Annotated in this window: 15 protein-coding genes; 13 read left to right on the top strand and 2 right to left on the bottom strand. The window is 70.9% G+C overall.

Going from position 1 to position 16,702, the window contains the following annotated elements; translation table 11 throughout:
* Positions 1-215: 215 nt before the first annotated feature.
* The gene (locus tag V7E45_RS29740; RefSeq protein WP_093695427.1) at positions 216-1,106 is read left to right on the top strand and encodes a LysR family transcriptional regulator; all 891 of its coding nucleotides are present in this window, start codon (positions 216-218) and stop codon (positions 1,104-1,106) included.
* Between the two features lie 134 nt (positions 1,107-1,240).
* Here the strand turns inward: V7E45_RS29740 and V7E45_RS29735 are convergent, their stop codons facing one another.
* Complete coding sequence (locus tag V7E45_RS29735) at positions 1,241-1,621, bottom strand: DUF2267 domain-containing protein (RefSeq protein ID WP_333777294.1); 381 nt, start codon at positions 1,619-1,621, stop codon at positions 1,241-1,243.
* 246 nt (positions 1,622-1,867) lie between these two features.
* Between V7E45_RS29735 and V7E45_RS29730 the strand changes: the two genes are divergently transcribed.
* Positions 1,868-3,292, top strand: coding sequence for an NAD-dependent succinate-semialdehyde dehydrogenase (locus V7E45_RS29730; protein WP_333777293.1), 1,425 nt, complete (start codon positions 1,868-1,870; stop codon positions 3,290-3,292).
* Positions 3,293-3,355: 63 nt separating this feature from the next.
* Here the strand turns inward: V7E45_RS29730 and V7E45_RS29725 are convergent, their stop codons facing one another.
* Entirely contained in the window at positions 3,356-5,137 is a 1,782-nt protein-coding gene (locus V7E45_RS29725) for a PucR family transcriptional regulator (protein WP_333777292.1), read from the bottom strand.
* 287 nt (positions 5,138-5,424) lie between these two features.
* Here V7E45_RS29725 and dnaK point away from each other — a divergent pair, with 287 nt between their 5' ends.
* The 11 genes from dnaK to V7E45_RS29670 all read left to right on the top strand — a co-directional run bounded on the left by dnaK (position 5,425) and on the right by V7E45_RS29670 (position 16,210).
* Positions 5,425-7,335 (top strand): molecular chaperone DnaK, encoded by a 1,911-nt coding sequence (dnaK, locus tag V7E45_RS29720; protein WP_333777291.1) that lies wholly within the window; start codon positions 5,425-5,427, stop codon positions 7,333-7,335.
* Positions 7,336-7,343: 8 nt separating this feature from the next.
* The gene (locus V7E45_RS29715) at positions 7,344-7,952 is read left to right on the top strand and encodes a nucleotide exchange factor GrpE (RefSeq protein ID WP_333777290.1); all 609 of its coding nucleotides are present in this window, start codon (positions 7,344-7,346) and stop codon (positions 7,950-7,952) included.
* A 6-nt stretch (positions 7,953-7,958) separates the two neighbouring features.
* The gene (locus V7E45_RS29710) at positions 7,959-8,912 is read left to right on the top strand and encodes a J domain-containing protein (RefSeq protein WP_333777289.1); all 954 of its coding nucleotides are present in this window, start codon (positions 7,959-7,961) and stop codon (positions 8,910-8,912) included.
* Positions 8,909-9,316 carry a chaperone modulator CbpM gene (locus V7E45_RS29705; RefSeq protein WP_333777288.1) on the top strand — a complete coding sequence of 136 codons (408 nt, stop codon included), beginning with the start codon at positions 8,909-8,911 and terminating at the stop codon, positions 9,314-9,316. Before V7E45_RS29710 ends, V7E45_RS29705 begins: the two co-directional genes overlap by 4 nt.
* A complete protein-coding gene (clpB, locus tag V7E45_RS29700; RefSeq protein ID WP_333777287.1) occupies positions 9,307-11,946 on the top strand; it encodes an ATP-dependent chaperone ClpB in 2,640 nt (879 codons plus the stop codon). The genes V7E45_RS29705 and clpB overlap by 10 nt, the downstream gene beginning before the upstream one ends.
* A complete protein-coding gene (gene trxA / locus V7E45_RS29695; RefSeq protein ID WP_333777286.1) occupies positions 11,943-12,389 on the top strand; it encodes a thioredoxin in 447 nt (148 codons plus the stop codon). The genes clpB and trxA overlap by 4 nt, the downstream gene beginning before the upstream one ends.
* A 5-nt stretch (positions 12,390-12,394) precedes the next feature.
* Positions 12,395-12,658: a UBP-type zinc finger domain-containing protein gene (locus tag V7E45_RS29690; protein ID WP_333777285.1), complete on the top strand. Its 264-nt coding sequence runs from the start codon at positions 12,395-12,397 to the stop codon at positions 12,656-12,658.
* Entirely contained in the window at positions 12,658-14,472 is a 1,815-nt protein-coding gene (locus tag V7E45_RS29685; RefSeq protein ID WP_333777284.1) for an FAD-dependent oxidoreductase, read from the top strand. The genes V7E45_RS29690 and V7E45_RS29685 overlap by 1 nt, the downstream gene beginning before the upstream one ends.
* 48 nt (positions 14,473-14,520) lie before the next feature.
* Positions 14,521-15,063, top strand: coding sequence for an Hsp20/alpha crystallin family protein (locus V7E45_RS29680; RefSeq protein ID WP_333777283.1), 543 nt, complete (start codon positions 14,521-14,523; stop codon positions 15,061-15,063).
* A 351-nt stretch (positions 15,064-15,414) separates the two neighbouring features.
* The gene (panD, locus tag V7E45_RS29675; RefSeq protein ID WP_333777282.1) at positions 15,415-15,837 is read left to right on the top strand and encodes an aspartate 1-decarboxylase; all 423 of its coding nucleotides are present in this window, start codon (positions 15,415-15,417) and stop codon (positions 15,835-15,837) included.
* Positions 15,838-15,865: 28 nt separating this feature from the next.
* Positions 15,866-16,210, top strand: a complete 345-nt coding sequence (locus V7E45_RS29670; protein WP_333777281.1) for a GNAT family N-acetyltransferase — start codon at positions 15,866-15,868, stop codon at positions 16,208-16,210.
* Positions 16,211-16,702: the final 492 nt, after the last annotated feature.

Here is a 16,702-nt window from a genome sequence, read left to right as displayed (position 1 = left end):
TGGGGCGGCAGGTCGGCGGCAGCGGGTGCTGGGATCCGGTGGGTCGGGTCGCCGGTGGCGTCGGTTGTGGGACGGCTCAGCGGCGTCGGTACGGCAGGCAGGGGTACCCCTCCTCGGGCGGAAGTGGATGGCGCCCTTCCATCCTCCTCACCAGCCAGGATCAGCGCCAACGAATGTTTTTGCTGGGATCGAGCAATGCGAGTGATACTTGTCGCGTGGAGCTACGTCAGCTGGAGCACTTCGTCGCGGTCGCCGAGGAGCTGAGTTTCACGCGGGCCGCCCGTCGGCTGCACGTGGTGCAGTCGGGGGTGTCCGCCGCGATCCGCTCCCTGGAGCGCGAGCTCGGCTGCGCGCTGTTCGAGCGCACGTCGCAGCAGGTCCGGCTCACCGGGGCGGGCGCGGCGCTGCTGCCGGAGGCCCGGGCCACCCTGCACGCCGCCCAGGCGGCCCAGGACGCCGCGCGCGCCGCACGGGGCACGCTGCGCGGCACGGTGAACGTGGGCGCCATGGCCTCGGTCGAGGTGGTGGACCTGCCTGCGCTCCTCGGGCAGCTCCACGCCCGGCATCCGGCGATCGACGTCCGGCTGCGGCTGGCGACGACCGGATCGGCGGGGCTGGCGCACGCGCTGCTGAGCGGGGACCTGGACGTGGCCTTCCTGTCGCTGCCCGAGCACAAGCCCGCCGGGATCGACGCACGGGAGCTGGCCACCGTGCCGCTCGTCCTCGTGGTGAGCGCCGCCCATCCGCTCGCGCAGCGGGGGGAGGTGGCACTCGCGGACCTCGCGGGGGAGCCCTTCGTGGACTTCCCGCCGGGCTACGGCAACCGCGAGGTGGTCGACCGGGCGTTCGCGGCGGCGGGCGTCGTACGCCGGGTGGCACTGGAAGTGCCGGACATCGACATGGGGGCGGCCCTGGTCCGGCACGGCCTGGGCATCGCCTTCCTGCCCGCGTTCGCCGTTGCCCGCACCCCCGGCCTGCACGTCCTGGACGTCGACGGCACCATGCTCCGCTGGAGCATGCATCTCGGCACGTCGTCGACCCGGCGGCCCAGCGCGGCCCTGGGGGCGCTGCTCGACCTGGTCGACCTCCACGTCATCGCCCTCTGACGCCCGGGCCGCGGTCCTGTCGCCACCGAGACCGGCGGTCCGCGGGTGTCACCCACCGTGCCGTCCGTCCCGGCGCACACGCAGCGTCCGGGCCGCTGCCGCCGTGACGCGGGCGCCGTGCCGAGGTTCCGGGGTCACCCGGCGGATTCGAGGGCCTGGGAGAAGTCCGTTCCGAGCTGCGACATCAGGTCGCTGAACTCCTTCTCGCTGATCGCCTCCCGGAGCACGGCCAGTACGGTTCGCACACCCCGGTCGGCTTCCTCCTCCTTGAGCATGGTGCGTTCGGCCACGCGCCGCACGCTGTCGTGATGGCCGAAGCGCTCGATGCGGTCCGTGGTTCCCCGGCGCACCGCCTCCGCGAGGCCCTCGGGGAGCTCGGTGATCAGGTCTCTGGCCTCCCCCGTGCTCAGCCTGTGGGCCAGCGTCTCGAGCGTGGCCCAGGTCAGGTCCTTCGCCTCCTGCCGGCTCAGTCCGGTGCGCTCGGCGACGGTACGGACGAATTCCTGCTCATCCATGCGTCGTCCTCCTTCGCTGCTGTGTTGCGATGAACGGCGCGGACCCCCTGCAAGCCTCCCACGCCGACCCGGCCCGCGCACGGACGGCGGTGACCACGACCACCCACAGCTCGACGCCTCCGTGCACCGTGGTGTGCAGGGCGTCGCCGGTCAGGTGCCACAATTTGCCGTGACATGGGACGAATCAGCAGGTGTGAACGGGCTTGGGCGTGGAAACCCGAAGTGCCCCGACTCCAGGGAGGCGCCATGGACGCCCATGTCACTGGCCAGGGAAGCCCCATCGCCACGGTCAACCCGTACACCGGTGAAAGGGTTCGGGAGTTCCCGGCGCTGAGCGCGGAGGACGTGGAGCGCGCGATCGACGCGGCGCACCGGAGCTTTCCGGACTGGCGTGCCCGGTCGACGGCCGACCGTGGGGCCCTCGTGCGACGCGCCGGCCGGCTCATGAGGGAGCGCAAGGAGGAACTGGCGCAACTCCTGACCCTTGAGGTCGGCAAGCTGATCAACTCGAGCCGTGCGGAGGTCGACCTCGCGTCCGACATCCTCACCTACTACGGCGAGCACGGTCCCGAGCTGCTGGAAGAGCGACCCCTGCCGGTGCCCGGGGGCACGGCCGTGCTGGTGAACGAGCCGCTCGGCGTCCTTCTCGGTGTGATGCCCTGGAACTTCCCGCTGTACCAGGTGGTCCGATTCGCGGGTCCGAACCTCGTCCTCGGCAACACGATCCTGCTCAAGCATGCGAGCAGTTGCCCCCAGTCCGCACTGGCACTCGAGCGGCTGTTCACGGATGCGGGTGTGCCGACCGGGGTCTATACCAATCTCTTCGTGCGGGGCAGGGACGTCGGGAAGATCATCGATGACTCCCGTGTGCAGGGAGCGTCACTGACCGGCAGCGAGCGGGCGGGCGTGAGCGTGGGCGAGATCGCCGGCCGCAATGTCAAGAAGTCCGTCCTCGAGCTGGGCGGCAGTGATCCCTTCGTCGTGCTGGACGGTCACAACCTCGAGCGCACCGTCTACGCCGCGTTCCTCGGCCGGATGGGCAACACCGGGCAGTGCTGCGTGGCGGCCAAGCGCTTCATCGCCCTTGCCGACGTCTACGACGCCTTCCTCACCGGGCTGCGTGACCGGATGGGCGAGGTCCAACCGGGAGATCCGGCCGACCCCGCCACCACGCTCGGCCCGCTGTCCTCCGAGGCCGCGGCCGAACTCCTGATGGAGCAGGTCCGTGACGCGGTGGACAAGGGAGCCACGGTGGTGCTGGGCGGCGGGCGGCCCGACCTGCCGGGCGCCTTCGTCGAGCCGACCGTCCTCACCGACGTCACACCGGACATGCGGGCCTACCGGGAAGAGCTCTTCGGCCCCGTTGCCGCCGTCTACCGGGTCGCCGACGAGGACGAGGCCGTGGCGCTGGCCAACACCTCCCCCTACGGCCTGGGAGGCGCGGTCTTCGCCGCCGACCCGGAACGTGCTCGCGGGGTCGCGGACCGGCTGGAGGCGGGCATGGTGTGGATCAACCACCCGACGGCGTCCCGTCCGGAGCTGCCCTTCGGCGGCATCAGCCGTTCCGGCTACGGGCGCGAACTCGGCGACGTGGGCATCATGGAATTCGCGAACCGCAAGCTCGTGCGCTACGTGGACGCCGACGCCCCGATCGAAGAGGTGCTGGGCTGACCTACGAGGGAGGTCGCCTCGCCCGCTTCGGCGTCAGCCGGGGCCGCCCAGCACGATCTTGCGTCAGCCGGGGCCGCCCAGCACGATCTTCCATACTCGGGTCGCCACCTGGAGGTTCAGCCGGTCCTCGACGTCCGCGAGGTCGTGGCCGCTGATCTCGCGGATGCGCTGGAGCCGATAGCGCAACGTGCTGCGGTGGATCGCGAGGGAGTCGGCGGTCTCGTCGTAGTTGCCGCCGCAGTCGAAGTACCTGGACAGGGTCTCCACCATGGCCGCGTGGTGCCGCGAGTCGTAGTCGATGAGCTGCCCGAGCCACTCGTGGACGAACGTCTCCAGTTCCCGGTAATCGTTGCCGGGTCCCAGGATGCGGTAGAGGCCGAGCTCGTCGAAGAACGTCGTGCCGTAGCGCTCGCGGGAGTGGCGGCGCACGTCCAGGGCGCGCTGCGCCTCCTGGTAGCGGTGGGGGATGTCGTCCAGGGAGTCGGAAGGGGCGCTCACCCCGATCGTCCCGGACCGTGTTCCGGTCTCCCGGGCGAGCGCCTCGTACAGCGCGCGGGCGTGCGGCCTGTCGTCGGCGACCAGGACCACGTGGTCGGAGCGTCGGGTCAGCATCGAGCGCATGCCCACGGCAGAGGCCGCCCGCCCCACGGTCCGCGCGAAGGAATCGTCGGCGGTCCGGTTCGACCACTGCACCACGACGACGTAGTGGCTGCGGTGCAGATCGTGTCCGACTGCCTCGGACCGGGCGTAGGCGCTCGCAGCTCCCGTCCCTGCCAGGAGGTCGTCGACCAGCTCGCGGTGCAGCCTCAACTCGACTTCGGCCAGATCACGCAGGTGCACCAGTTCCAGGGCGAGCGAGGTGGAGGCGTGTGCCAGCGCGAGCACGGTGTGCTCGTCGGCCTCGCCCCGGGCATCGACCAGGGCCAGCACGCCCAGGGTCTCACCGTGCGGGCGGACCAGGCTGATCAACCGGTCCTTTATCCGCACCGGCCCGACCTCCCGGGCGGCGGCGTGCAGCATCTCCTCCTGGCGCACGGGATCCGGTTCCGGATAGGGGTCGGGACGGCTGGGGCCGGTCCAGGACCTCAGCCGTCCGAAGCGGTCCTCGACCAGCGCGGGAAGTCCGGTGAGCCGGTGCAGTGCGCGGGTGATGGCTTCCTCGCCGCCGCCCGAGGCGGCGACGTCGGCCATGAGCGCGTGCACGGCCCGCTGGTACCCCAGCTCCGCCATGACGGAGATCACCTGCCGCTGGAGGGCTGTGCGTTCCTCCCTCAGCCGGTGCAGCTCCAGCGCGTCCTCGCGTTGGCGGCGGTGTGCGAAGGCGACCGACAGTGCGGCGGCGGTGTGCCGGACGAGCGTGGCGAGCTGAGATCGCTCGGCCGCGGTGGGCCGGGAGCGGGACGTCACCACGAGGTAGCCGTGGAGTCTCTCGAGCCCGCGCAGCCCCAGGGCCTGGCCCCAGGGCTTTCCGGGTACGGTCACAGGGCCGTCCTGCCCGGCCAGCTCCCGCACCCTCCGGCCCACGGCCGAGGCGTGCGTCTGCCCGTTCCTCGGGCTGGGGACCAGGTCGCCGTCCACCGTGAGGTACCCGGCCTCGGCGCGATATGGACCCGCGGCGGCTATGTGGTCCATGGCCAGGCGCAGGATCTCGCCTTCGTCCGGGGTCTCGAACAGGGCGCGGGAGAGCACCAGCAGGGCGCGGAGGGCATGGCCGGCCGGGGTGCAAGCGGGTGGGCGTGACCCTTTGCGCGCGGCCGTGGGGTGCCGCCCGGCGCTGCCCCGCGGAAGGCTGCCCTCCCGGTCGGAGCCGCGGTGGTACAGGCTGTGCGCCCGGCTGCCGGCCATGGGATCACTCCGTTCTCCCCAAGTCCTCAGGGGGGCGAGCGGTATTTCGTGTACCCGCTCCCGGCCGGCTTATCTGAGATGTCCGGATTCTTTCTCTCGTACTCGTGGGGCGACCGGAGCCGTGCATTCCTGACTCGCCAGGCGCAGGCGTGGAGCCACCCGGTTCGTCACCCTGGGGAGTGCTCGAGCTTCGAGACCCTCCGTGCGCACCGGCGGAGGTCCCACCCCTGTCTGCACGAACGTGATCCGGAGAGTCGACGCAGGCGCCGCACCGGGAGGAGTTCCCCATGGCCAAGGCAGTGGGCATCGACCTGGGCACCACCAACTCGGTGATCGCCGTCTGGGAGGGCGGCGAGCCGTCCGTCGTGCCCAACAGCGAGGGCAACCGCACGACACCGTCCGTGGTGGCCTTCACCGACACCGGGGAACGTCTGGTCGGCCAGCTGGCCCGGCGCCAGGCGATCCTCAATCCCAAGGGCACCATCTACTCGGCCAAGCGGTTCATCGGCCGGCACTTCGACGAGGTCTCCGACGAAGCCAAGGCCGTCGCCTACGACGTCGTCCCGGGAGAGAACGGCGAGGCCCGCTTCAAGGTGCGCGACAAGCTGTACGCGCCTGAGGAGATCAGCGCACAGGTGCTGCGCAAACTCGCCGACGACGCCTCCAAGCAGCTGGGGGAGCGGGTCACGGAGGCGGTCATCACCGTGCCCGCCTACTTCAACGACGCCCAGCGCACCGCGACCCGTGACGCCGGCCGGATCGCGGGCCTGGAGGTGCTGCGGATCATCAACGAGCCGACGGCGGCCGCCCTCGCGTACGGCATGGACAAGAAGGAGCACGAGACCGTCCTCGTCTTCGACCTGGGCGGCGGCACCTTCGACGTGAGCATCCTCGACGTCGGCGACGGCGTGGTGGAGGTGCGCTCCACCGCCGGTGACAGCCACCTGGGCGGCGACGACTTCGACCGGCGGCTGGTGGACTACCTCGCGGACGACTTCCAGAAGGAGAACGGCATCGACCTGCGCAAGGACCCGCAGGCGCTGCAACGTCTATTCGAGGCGGCGGAGAAGGCCAAGACCGAGCTCAGTTCGGTGACGCAGACGCAGGTCAGCCTGCCGTTCATCACCGCCGACGCCTCGGGCCCCAAGCACCTCACCGACTCGATCATGCGCTCCACCTTCGAGCAGATCACCGGCGACCTGGTGGAGCGTTGCCTGGGACCGGTGCAGCAGGCGATGGCCGACGCCAAGGTCGGCGAGAGCGACATCGACGAGGTCATCCTCGTCGGCGGCTCCACCCGCATCCCCGCCGTCCAGGCGTTGGTGCGCCGGCTGACCGGCGGCAAGGACCCCAACATGAGCGTCAACCCCGACGAGGTCGTGGCGCTGGGCGCCGCGATCCAGGCCGGGGTGCTCAAGGGCGAGGTCAAGGATGTCCTGCTGCTCGACGTCACCCCGCTGTCGTTGGGCGTGGAGACGCGCGGCGGAGTGATGACGAAGATCGTCGAGCGGAACACCACCATCCCGGTGCGCCGCAGCGAGACCTTCTCCACCGCCGAGGACAACCAGCCGGCCGTCGATGTGGTGGTCCTCCAGGGCGAGCGAGAGCGGGCAGCCGACAACCGGGTGCTCGGCCGGTTCCAGCTCACCGACATCCGGCCGGCGCCGCGGGGCGAACCACAGGTCGATGTCACTTTCGACGTCGACGCCAACGGCATCCTCAACGTCAGCGCGCGCGACAAGGACACCAGCAAGGAACAGGGCATCACCATCAGCGAGAGTTCCAACCTCGACCGGAGCGAGGTCGAACGCATGGTCCAGGAGGCCGAGCGCAACCAGGGCCAGGACCAGGCACTCCGCGAGGCCGTCGACGCCCGCAACGAGCTCGACGCCGTCGCATACCAGGTCGAGAAGCGTCTCGCCGAACTGGGCGACGCAGCCCCCGCGCACGAGAAGGCACGCGCCGAGATGCTCGTGTCCGACGCCCGGGCTGCGGTCAAGGAAGAGGCAGGCGTGGAGCGCGTGCGGCCCCTGGCCTCCGAACTCCAGCAGGTGCTTGCCGGGCTGGCGGCTCATCAGGGCGCGGCCGACACAGGCGGTCCCGGCCAGGACACCACCGGGGGCGGCGCGACCGGTGACGGCCCGAGCGGCGGTGGCGTTGACGATGATGTCATCGACGCCGAGTTCGACAAGGGCTGAGGCGCGCCATGCCCACCCATCCTCAGGAACCCGACCGGGCGGCGTCGGATCCGGTCGAACCGGTCCCGGGAGACGCCGGACGCCCTCCTCGCGCGGATTTGCCGCAACCGGGCCCGCCCCGGCCCGGAGCGGCGGACGACCAACCGGGAGCCGATGCCGCCGGCCCCGCGACTGCCGAGGACGAGTACACGACCGCGATCCGGGAACTGGAGGACCGCTGGCGGCGCGCACTCGCCGACCTCGACAACCTTCGCAAGCGTCACGCCAGGGAACTGGAGCGCGAACGGGCGGTCGAGCGGTCCCGCACGGCGGCCGCCTTCCTGCCCGTCCTGGACAACCTCGAACTCGCCCTGACCCACGCCGGCGCCGATCCGGGCGCGATCGTGGAGGGCATCCGGGCGGTACGTGACCAGGCGGTGAACGTCCTCGAACTGCTCGGCTACCCGCGGCATGCCGAGACCGGCGTCGCCTTCGACCCGGCCCGGCACGAGGTGGTCGGCGTCGTCCAGGACCCCGACGCCCCACCGGGCACGGTCGTCGAGGTGCTGCGCCCCGGCTACGGGGACGGCGAGCGGCAGCTCAGGCCCGCCGCCGTGACTGTCGCGAAGCGAGAGTGACCGGCCATGGCACGGGACTTCTACGAGGTGCTGGGCGTCTCGCGGACCGCGAGCCAGGACGAGATCCAGCAGGCATATCGCAAACTCGCCCGCAGGTACCACCCCGACGTCAACAAGGACCCCGGGGCGGAGGAGCTTTTCAAGGACCTCAACGAGGCACACAGCGTCCTGTCCGATCCCAAGACCCGAGCCCGCTACGACCGCTTCGGCGAGGATTTCCGCAAGATCCCGGAGGACTTCGACGAACGGGTCGCGGCGGGAGCGGGCGGCGGCTTCCGCGGTCGGCGGACCGCAGGCGGTGGCGGTCCCCGCGTCCGGTACGCCACCGGCTTCGGCGACGACTTCGGCGCGGAGGGCATCGACATCGAGGACCTGTTCGGCTCCATGTTCGGAGCCGGCGCCGCCCGAGGCGGCGTCCCCGGAGCGGACCAGGAGGCCGAACTGCCGCTCACTGTCGAGGAGGCGTACCGAGGCGGCCGTCGCACCGTCACGCTCGCCGGTCCCACCGGGCAGCCGCGGCGGTACGAGGTCGACGTGCCGCCGGGCGTCACCGACGGGCAGCGCATCCGGCTGGCGGGTGAGGGTGGCCAGGGCAGTGGTGACGCCGCCGCGGGCGACCTGTACCTGCGGGTGCGTATCCGGCCCCACCCCCGGTTCCGGCTTGACGGCCGTGACGTGCACGTCCTGCTTCCGGTCGCCCCGTGGGAGGCGGCCCTGGGTGCGACCGTGCCGGTGCCCACGCCCGGCGGCGGCACGGCCAAGGTCACGGTGCCCGCGGGCTCGTCCAGCGGCCGGCGGCTGCGGCTGCGCGGTGAGGGCATGCCGAACCCGCGGGGCGCGAACGGCGACCTGTACGCCGAACTCCGCATCATGGTGCCTCCCGTCCTCGACGACCGGGAGCGCGAACTGTTCGAGGAGCTCGCCGCCACTTCCTCGTTCGACCCCAGGAGGACGCGATGAACGACCGACCTGCGGGAACGGGAGGCTTCGGCCAGGCCGGCGTGGGTGGCCGTCCGGTACGAACGGGCGCCGACATCACCGCCTCGACGGCCGTCCGGTACGCGCTCGTGCCCGCCCCCATGCTCTCCCTCGACGCTGTGGCCCGTCGCTCGGGCCTCCACCCCGATCTGATCCGCCGGTTCGTCGCCCTCGGCCTGGTCGACGCCGAACGCGACAGCGCGGGGCGCCTGGTGTTCGACCCCACGGCTCCGGCGGTCCTTGCCCGCATCCAGCGGCTGCGCACCGGACTCTGCCTCAACTACGCATCCATCGGCCTGGTGCTCGACCTGCTCGACCGCATCAGCCTGCTCGAAGCCGCCCTGCGCGGCCGCGGCACGAGGAGTGAAACACCCCCATGGACATGAACCGTCTCACCCAGAAGTCCCAGGAAGCCCTCCAGGAGGCTCAGTCCGCGGCCGTCGGCATGGGGCACACCGAGGTCGACGGGGAACACCTGCTGCTCGCACTTCTCGATCAGGAGGACGGTCTGATCCCGCGGTTGCTGCAACAGGCCGGCACCGAGCCGAAGGAACTACGCGCGGCCGTGCGCGAGGAACTCTCCCGCCGCCCGAAGGTCACCGGCCCCGGCGCGGCACCCGGCCAGGTCTTCGTCACCCAGCGCCTGTCCCGCCTGCTCGACGCCGCCGAACGGGAGGCCAAACGCCTCAAGGACGAGTACGTGTCCGTGGAGCACCTCCTGCTCGCCCTGGCCGAGGAGAGCTCGTCGACCGCCGCCGGACGCCTGCTCAAGGAGCACGGCGTGACCCGGGATTCGTTCCTGAGGGCGCTCACCCAGGTCCGCGGCAACCAGCGGGTCACCTCCGCCAACCCCGAAGTGGCCTACGAGGCGCTGGAGAAGTACGGCCGCGACCTGGTCCTCGAGGCTCGGTCCGGGCGGCTGGACCCCGTCATCGGCCGTGACGCGGAGATCCGCCGTGTCACCCAGATCCTCAGCCGCAAGACCAAGAACAACCCCGTCCTCATCGGCGACCCCGGCGTCGGCAAGACCGCCATCGTCGAGGGCCTGGCCCAGCGCATCGTCCGTGGCGATGTCCCCGAGGGTCTGCGCGACAAGACGGTGTTCGCCCTCGACATGGGCTCCCTGGTCGCCGGCGCCAAGTACCGCGGCGAGTTCGAGGAACGTCTCAAGGCCGTGCTGTCCGAGGTGAAGGCCGCCCAGGGGCGCATCCTGCTCTTCGTCGACGAACTCCACACCGTCGTAGGAGCGGGCGCCGCCGAAGGGGCCATGGACGCGGGCAACATGCTCAAGCCGATGCTCGCCCGCGGCGAACTGCACATGATCGGCGCCACCACCCTCGACGAGTACCGCAAGCACATCGAGAAGGACGCCGCCCTGGAACGCCGCTTCCAGCAGGTCATGGTCGACGAGCCGAGCGTGGAGGACACCATCTCCATCCTGCGCGGACTGCGCGAACGCCTGGAGGTCTTCCACGGCGTGAAGATCCAGGACACCGCGCTGGTCTCCGCGGCCACCCTCAGCCACCGCTACATCACCGACCGGTTCCTGCCCGACAAGGCCATCGACCTCGTCGACGAGGCGTGCGCCCGGCTGCGTACCGAGATCGACTCGATGCCCGCCGAACTCGACGAGATCACCCGCCGCGTCACCCGCCTGGAGATCGAGGAGGCGGCCCTGTCCAAGGAGACCGACGCCGCCAGCAAAACTCGCCTGGAGGAACTGCGCAGGGAACTCGCCGACCTGCGCGGCGAGGCCGACGCCAAACGTGCCCAGTGGGAGGCCGAACGGCAGGCCATACGCCGCGTGCAGGAACTGCGGCAGGAACTGGAGCAGGTCCGTCACGAGGCGGAGGAGGCCGAACGCGCCTACGACCTCAACCGCGCCGCCGAACTCCGCTACGGCCGCCTCCAGGATCTGGAGCGCCGACTTGCCGCGGAGGAGGAGCAACTGGCCGCCAAACAAGGACAGAACCGGCTGCTGCGGGAGGTCGTCACCGAGGAGGAGATCGCCGAGATCGTCGCCGCCTGGACCGGCGTCCCCGTCGCCCGCCTCCAGGAAGGCGAACGCGAGAAACTGCTGCGCCTCGACGAGATCCTGCGCGAGCGCGTCATCGGCCAGGACGAGGCCGTCAAGCTCGTCGCCGACGCCATCATCCGCGCCCGCTCCGGCATCCGCGACCCTCGCCGCCCCATCGGCTCGTTCATCTTCCTCGGCCCCACCGGCGTCGGGAAGACCGAGCTTGCCAAGACCCTCGCCCGGGCCCTGTTCGACTCCGAGGAGAGCATGGTCCGCCTCGACATGAGTGAGTACCAGGAGCGGCACACCGTCAGCCGGCTCATGGGCGCACCGCCCGGATACGTCGGCTACGAGGAAGGCGGCCAGCTCACCGAGGCCGTACGCCGCAAGCCGTACTCGGTTGTGCTGTTCGACGAGATCGAGAAGGCGCACACCGATGTCTTCAACACCCTGCTGCAGATCCTCGACGACGGCCGCATCACCGACTCGCAGGGTCGCACCGTCGACTTCCGCAACACCGTGATCATCATGACGTCCAACATCGGCTCCGAGTACCTCCTCGACGGCGCCACCGCCGAAGGTGAGATCAAGCCCGATGCCCGCGCCCTGGTGATGGGCGAGCTGCGCGGGCACTTCCGCCCGGAGTTCCTCAACCGCGTCGACGACATCGTGCTGTTCAAACCGCTCGGCGAGCGGCAGATCGAGCGGATCGTGGAGCTGCAGTTCGACGAACTGCGGCAGCGGCTCGCCGAACGCCGCATCACCGTCGAACTCACCGACGCCGCCCGCGAAGTGATCGCCCACCAGGGTTACGACCCGGTGTACGGGGCCCGGCCACTGCGCCGCTACATCTCCCACGAGGTCGAGACACTGGTCGGGCGCGCCCTGCTGCGTGGCGACGTCCAGGACGGCGCGACGGTCCGCGTCGACGCCGAACACGGAGAGCTGGTGGTCACCTACGACCAGCCCGAGGACGTGAAGGGAGCGCGGGCGGCATGAACACGATGCACGCGACGACCGTCAGTTGTCCGAACTGCGGGCGCACCAACCGGGTGCCCGCGGCCGCGGAGGGCCGCCCCAAGTGCGGCCACTGCAAGCAGCCCCTGCCGTGGATGGTGGACGCGGGCGACGACGACTTCACCGAGGTCGCCGAGCGGGCCGACGTCCCCGTCGTGGTCGACCTGTGGGCCACCTGGTGCGGCCCCTGCCGCATGGTCAGCCCCGCGCTGGAGAAGGTCGCCACCGATCTCGCCGGCCGAATCAAACTCGTCAAGGTCGACGTCGACAAGAACCCGCGACTGTCGCAGCGTTTCGAGGTCCAGGCCGTACCGACACTGCTGATCCTCGACCAGGGCGCGACGGTCGCCCGGCAGGCGGGGGCGGCGCCCGCCCCCGCTCTGCGCCAGTGGGTGGAACAGTCGCTCACCGCCCGGAAGGGGTGATCCGGATGACCCTGCGTGCAGACCCCCACCTCGCGCTTGTCCGGCCGGTCCAGCCGCTGACCCCGGAAGGGTGTCAGGAGTGTCTGGTGCTCGGCTCCCCGTGGGTCCACCTGAGGCTCTGCCTGACCTGCGGGCACGTCGGCTGCTGCGACTCCTCGCCGAACAAGCACGCGCGCAGCCATGCGGCTGCAGTCGCCCATCCGATCGTGCAGTCGTTCCAGCCCGGCGAGGAATGGCGCTGGTGCTACGTTCACGAGGCGTTCGTCTGATGTCCGGCGACCAGTCGCCGCCGGGCGAAGAACCGGTGCCGAAGGAAGCGGACGAGGCCGCCCCTTGGGAGACCCCGGACATCTACGGTGCGTATCCGCGCCTCACGGAGGACCAGGTAGCACGTCTGGCGGAGCACGGGCAACGCCGAAGCATGGCTCCGAACGACGTGCTGATCCGGGAGGGGGAGCGCTGCGAGACGTTCTTCGTCGTCCTCAGCGGTACCGTCGCCGTCGTCGAGGACTACGGCACTCCCGAGGAGCACGTGCTGCGCGTGCACGGCCCCGGTCGCTTCATCGGCGAACTCGGCCTGCTGCACGGACAGGTGTCCTTCTACACCGCTGTCGCCAGGGAGCCGGGCGAGGTCCTCGTCGTCTCCTTGGACCAGTTGCGCCATCTGGTGTCCCGGGACTCCACCATCGGGGACGTCGTGTTGCGCGCCTGTCTGGGCCGTCGCGCGCTGCTCGTCGGACAGGGCGCCGGCTTCCGCATCATCGGCTCGCGCTACTCGCCCGACACCAGGCGGCTGCGCGAGTTCGCCGTCCGCAACCGGCTGCCGCACCGGTGGATCGACCTGGAGACCGACGAGGAGGCGGAGGAACTGCTGCGCCGCTTCGGCGTCGGCCCGGAGGAGACACCGCTCGTCATCTGGCGGGACACCACCCTGTTGCGCAACCCCAGCAACGCGGAGCTGGCCCGGCTCATCGGCCTGCCGGCACTGCCCGCCGGGAACCGTCACGGCGACGTCCTCATCGTGGGCTCAGGACCCGCCGGCCTCGCCGCGGCGGTGTACGCCGCCTCCGAGGGCCTGAGCACCACCGTGGTGGAGGCGATGGCCACCGGCGGCCAGGCCGGCACATCGTCCCGCATCGAGAATCTGCTCGGCTTCCCCTCCGGTATCTCCGGCGCCGAACTCACCGAACGAGCCGTGCTCCAGGCCGACAAGTTCGGCGCCAGGATCAGCCTTCCGCTGGAGGCGACCGGAATCCATCCCAAGGACGAGGACCACTACGTGGTCGTGTTCGCCGACGGCAGCGAGATCGCCGCCCGCGCCGTCGTCCTGGCCATGGGTGCCCGCTACCGCCGGCTCCAGGTGCCCGGCATCGAACGCCTCGAGGGAACGAGCGTGCACTACTCGGCGACCGTGTACGAGGCCCAGCAGTGCCGCGTCGACCCGGTGGCCGTCGTCGGCGGAGGCAACTCGGCGGGCCAGGCGGTGCTGTTCCTCGCCGGGTACGCGCCGAAGGTGCACCTGCTGGTCCGAGGAGCCAGCCTCGAGGCCAGCATGTCCCGCTACCTGGTCGACCAGGTCGAGCGCCATCCGCGGGTGGAGGTCATGCTGCACACCGAGGTCACCGAGGTCATCGGCCAGGAGGTGCTGGAGGAGCTCGACGTGGTCGACAACCGCACGGGCGGGCACCGCCGACTCGCGGTACGAAGCCTGTTCGTCTTCACCGGAGCCGACCCTCACACCGAGTGGCTCGCCGGCACCATCGCCCTCGACTCCCGCGGCTTCGTCCTCACCGGGCCGGAGGCCCAGGAAGCCTGCGCCCACTCCGAGGTGTGGCACGGCCGCGGGCGTTCGTGCATGACCCTGGAGACCAGCCTGCCCGGGGTCTTCGCGGTGGGGGACGTCCGTAGCGGCTCGGTGAAGCGGGTGGCCTCGGCGGCCGGTGAGGGCGCGATGGCCATCCACTTCGTGCACCGGCACCTGGGGCACTCGGCCGTACCCGGCACCACGGGCACGTCAGCTGTCGCGGGCCACTCGGACGTCTCCCCACGCCTACGCCACAAGGAGTCCGCATGGCTCGCGTGACCCATGGCGGGCGATGAGATCACGAGAAGGAAGAAGGAGGCGATTGTGATGGCCATGCCGGTCCGGCGCCACCGCGGTGGCGGTCTGCAGGAAAGGCCCGTCTGGGTACCCACCCCTGCCAATCCCCTGGTCGAGTTCGACGAACTGCTCAGCCAGATGAGCGGCCTGCTGGAGTCGGCGGTGGGCGCGGCACCCGCGGCCGCGTGGACGCCTCTCGCGGACGTGTCGGAGTCCGAGGACGCGTTCCACATAGAGATCGAACTCCCTGGTGTGAAGAGCAAGGACATCGACGTCGAGGCCAACGGTCCCGAACTCGTGGTCACCGGAGAGATCAAGGAGCGGGAGCGCAAGGGCGTCCTGCGACGCAGCACCCGCCGCGTCGGAGCCTTCGAGTACCGTTTGCGGCTGCCCGGAGAGTTGGACACCCACAAGGTCAAGGCTGAGATGCAGGACGGAGTGCTCAGCATCACCGTCCCCAAGGCCGAAGCCGCCCGGCCCCGCCGGGTCGAGATCAGTGAGTCCGGCGAGGGCGCACGCGAAGACGCCGCCCGGAGCGGCGCAGCGGCGGGCGGCGGGACCACCGCCGCCTGAGACCCCACCGAGCCGGCGGTGGCGGACAGTGTCCGTCACCGCTGCCGTCGCGACGGCCTGCACGGTGCGGTTGGTCGGCATGGTCTCGACGCACACGTCAGAGCCATGGCTACCGACCGATCATGGCCCGACCGCCCACTCGTCCGCCACTGGCCGCAGCCACGTCCAGACCTGGGCCGGCGTGCCGTCACCCGGGCACCCCCCTCGTCAACGCCGACGGCCATCAGAAGAGTCAGTGACTCCTCGAACACCTGGCGGCAGCTGACCGAACATGCGAGTCGTTGTAGGCTCCAGAAACCGCCCTTGACCTGCGGTATGCAGGCAGGGAGCAGACACTTCGGGAGTTTCTTCATGCTTCGTACCATGTTCAAGTCCAAGATCCACCGCGCCACCGTCACCCAGGCCGACCTGCACTACGTGGGGTCGGTGACCATCGACGCGGATCTGCTCGACGCCGCCGACCTGCTGCCGGGCGAGCTGGTGCACATCGTCGACATCACCAACGGGGCGCGTCTGGAGACGTACGTCATCGAGGGTGAGCGCGGGTCCGGGGTCATCGGGATCAACGGCGCCGCCGCCCACCTGGTCCACCCCGGAGACCTGGTGATCATCATCAGTTACGCTCAGGTCACCGACGCCGAGGCACGGGAGTTCCGGCCCCGCGTCGTGCACGTCGACGCCGGCAACCGGATCGTGGAGCTCGGCGCCGACCCGTCCGCGCCGGTGCCCGGCTCGGACCAGGAACGCAGCCCGCAGGCCGTACCCACGGCCTGACCGGCGTACGAGGACCAGGAGCGCGTGCATGAGCGACATCGACATCCGTGACGACCGGGCGGCAGGCCGCCTGGAAGCGGTCGGCGACGGCGAAGTCGTCGGCCACATCGAGTACTTCGTGCTCGAGTCGCCCGCCCGCGCCCTGGTCCCGGTCCACACCATCGTGGAGCCCGCCCACGAGGGCAAGGGCATCGCCGGCTCCCTGGCCCGCGAGCTGTACACCATCGCCGCGCGCGAGGGCGTCCCGGTGGTCCCGCTGTGCCCCTACGTCGCCAAGTGGGCCGCCCGCCACCCCGAGGAGGCCCCGGCGGCCGACCCGGAGCTGCTCGCCGCCGCGAAGGACTGGCTGCGGGCCCATCCCGAGCGGTTCTAGGTCGCGTCCGCACCGTCCCGTCGTCCGCCCGGAGGGCGGGACCCGCGGCATCCGGTGCGTGCTCTCTGCGTGCCGTGCGCAGACCCTCCTGCTTGGACCTACTCGGTGCTTCGCCCGGTGCGGCGTGAGTGCGTGCCAGGCGTCGTGCGGCGGGCGGGACCGTGCGGACACGGCCCAGGTGGCTCGCGGGCGCTTGCCACGTCCGCGCGTGGCGGTGCGGTTCGTGGGCTGAGCCGGCGTTCGAGGCTGCGATGCGGCTCACGGAGTGCGGTGTGCTTCGGGGCGCTGCTTCGGTCCGGCTCCCGGCTGTGCTGCGGGGCGCGGGCGGACTGTGGCGGGGCTGTGCCGCGGTCTGCGGGCGGCCTGATTCTTCCGTGCCGCCGTCGGGTGAGTGGCGGAGCGGGCCTCGGGTAGGCGGGGGAGTAGATCAGAGTCGACGTCCGACGACTGCCCGGAGGACCCCGATGACGAGCCCGTACCCCAGTCCGGTCC

This window comes from Streptomyces sp. IBSBF 3136 (assembly GCF_036815105.1).
GTDB lineage: Bacteria > Actinomycetota > Actinomycetes > Streptomycetales > Streptomycetaceae > Streptomyces.
This window is presented reverse-complemented; position numbering and strand designations above follow the sequence as displayed.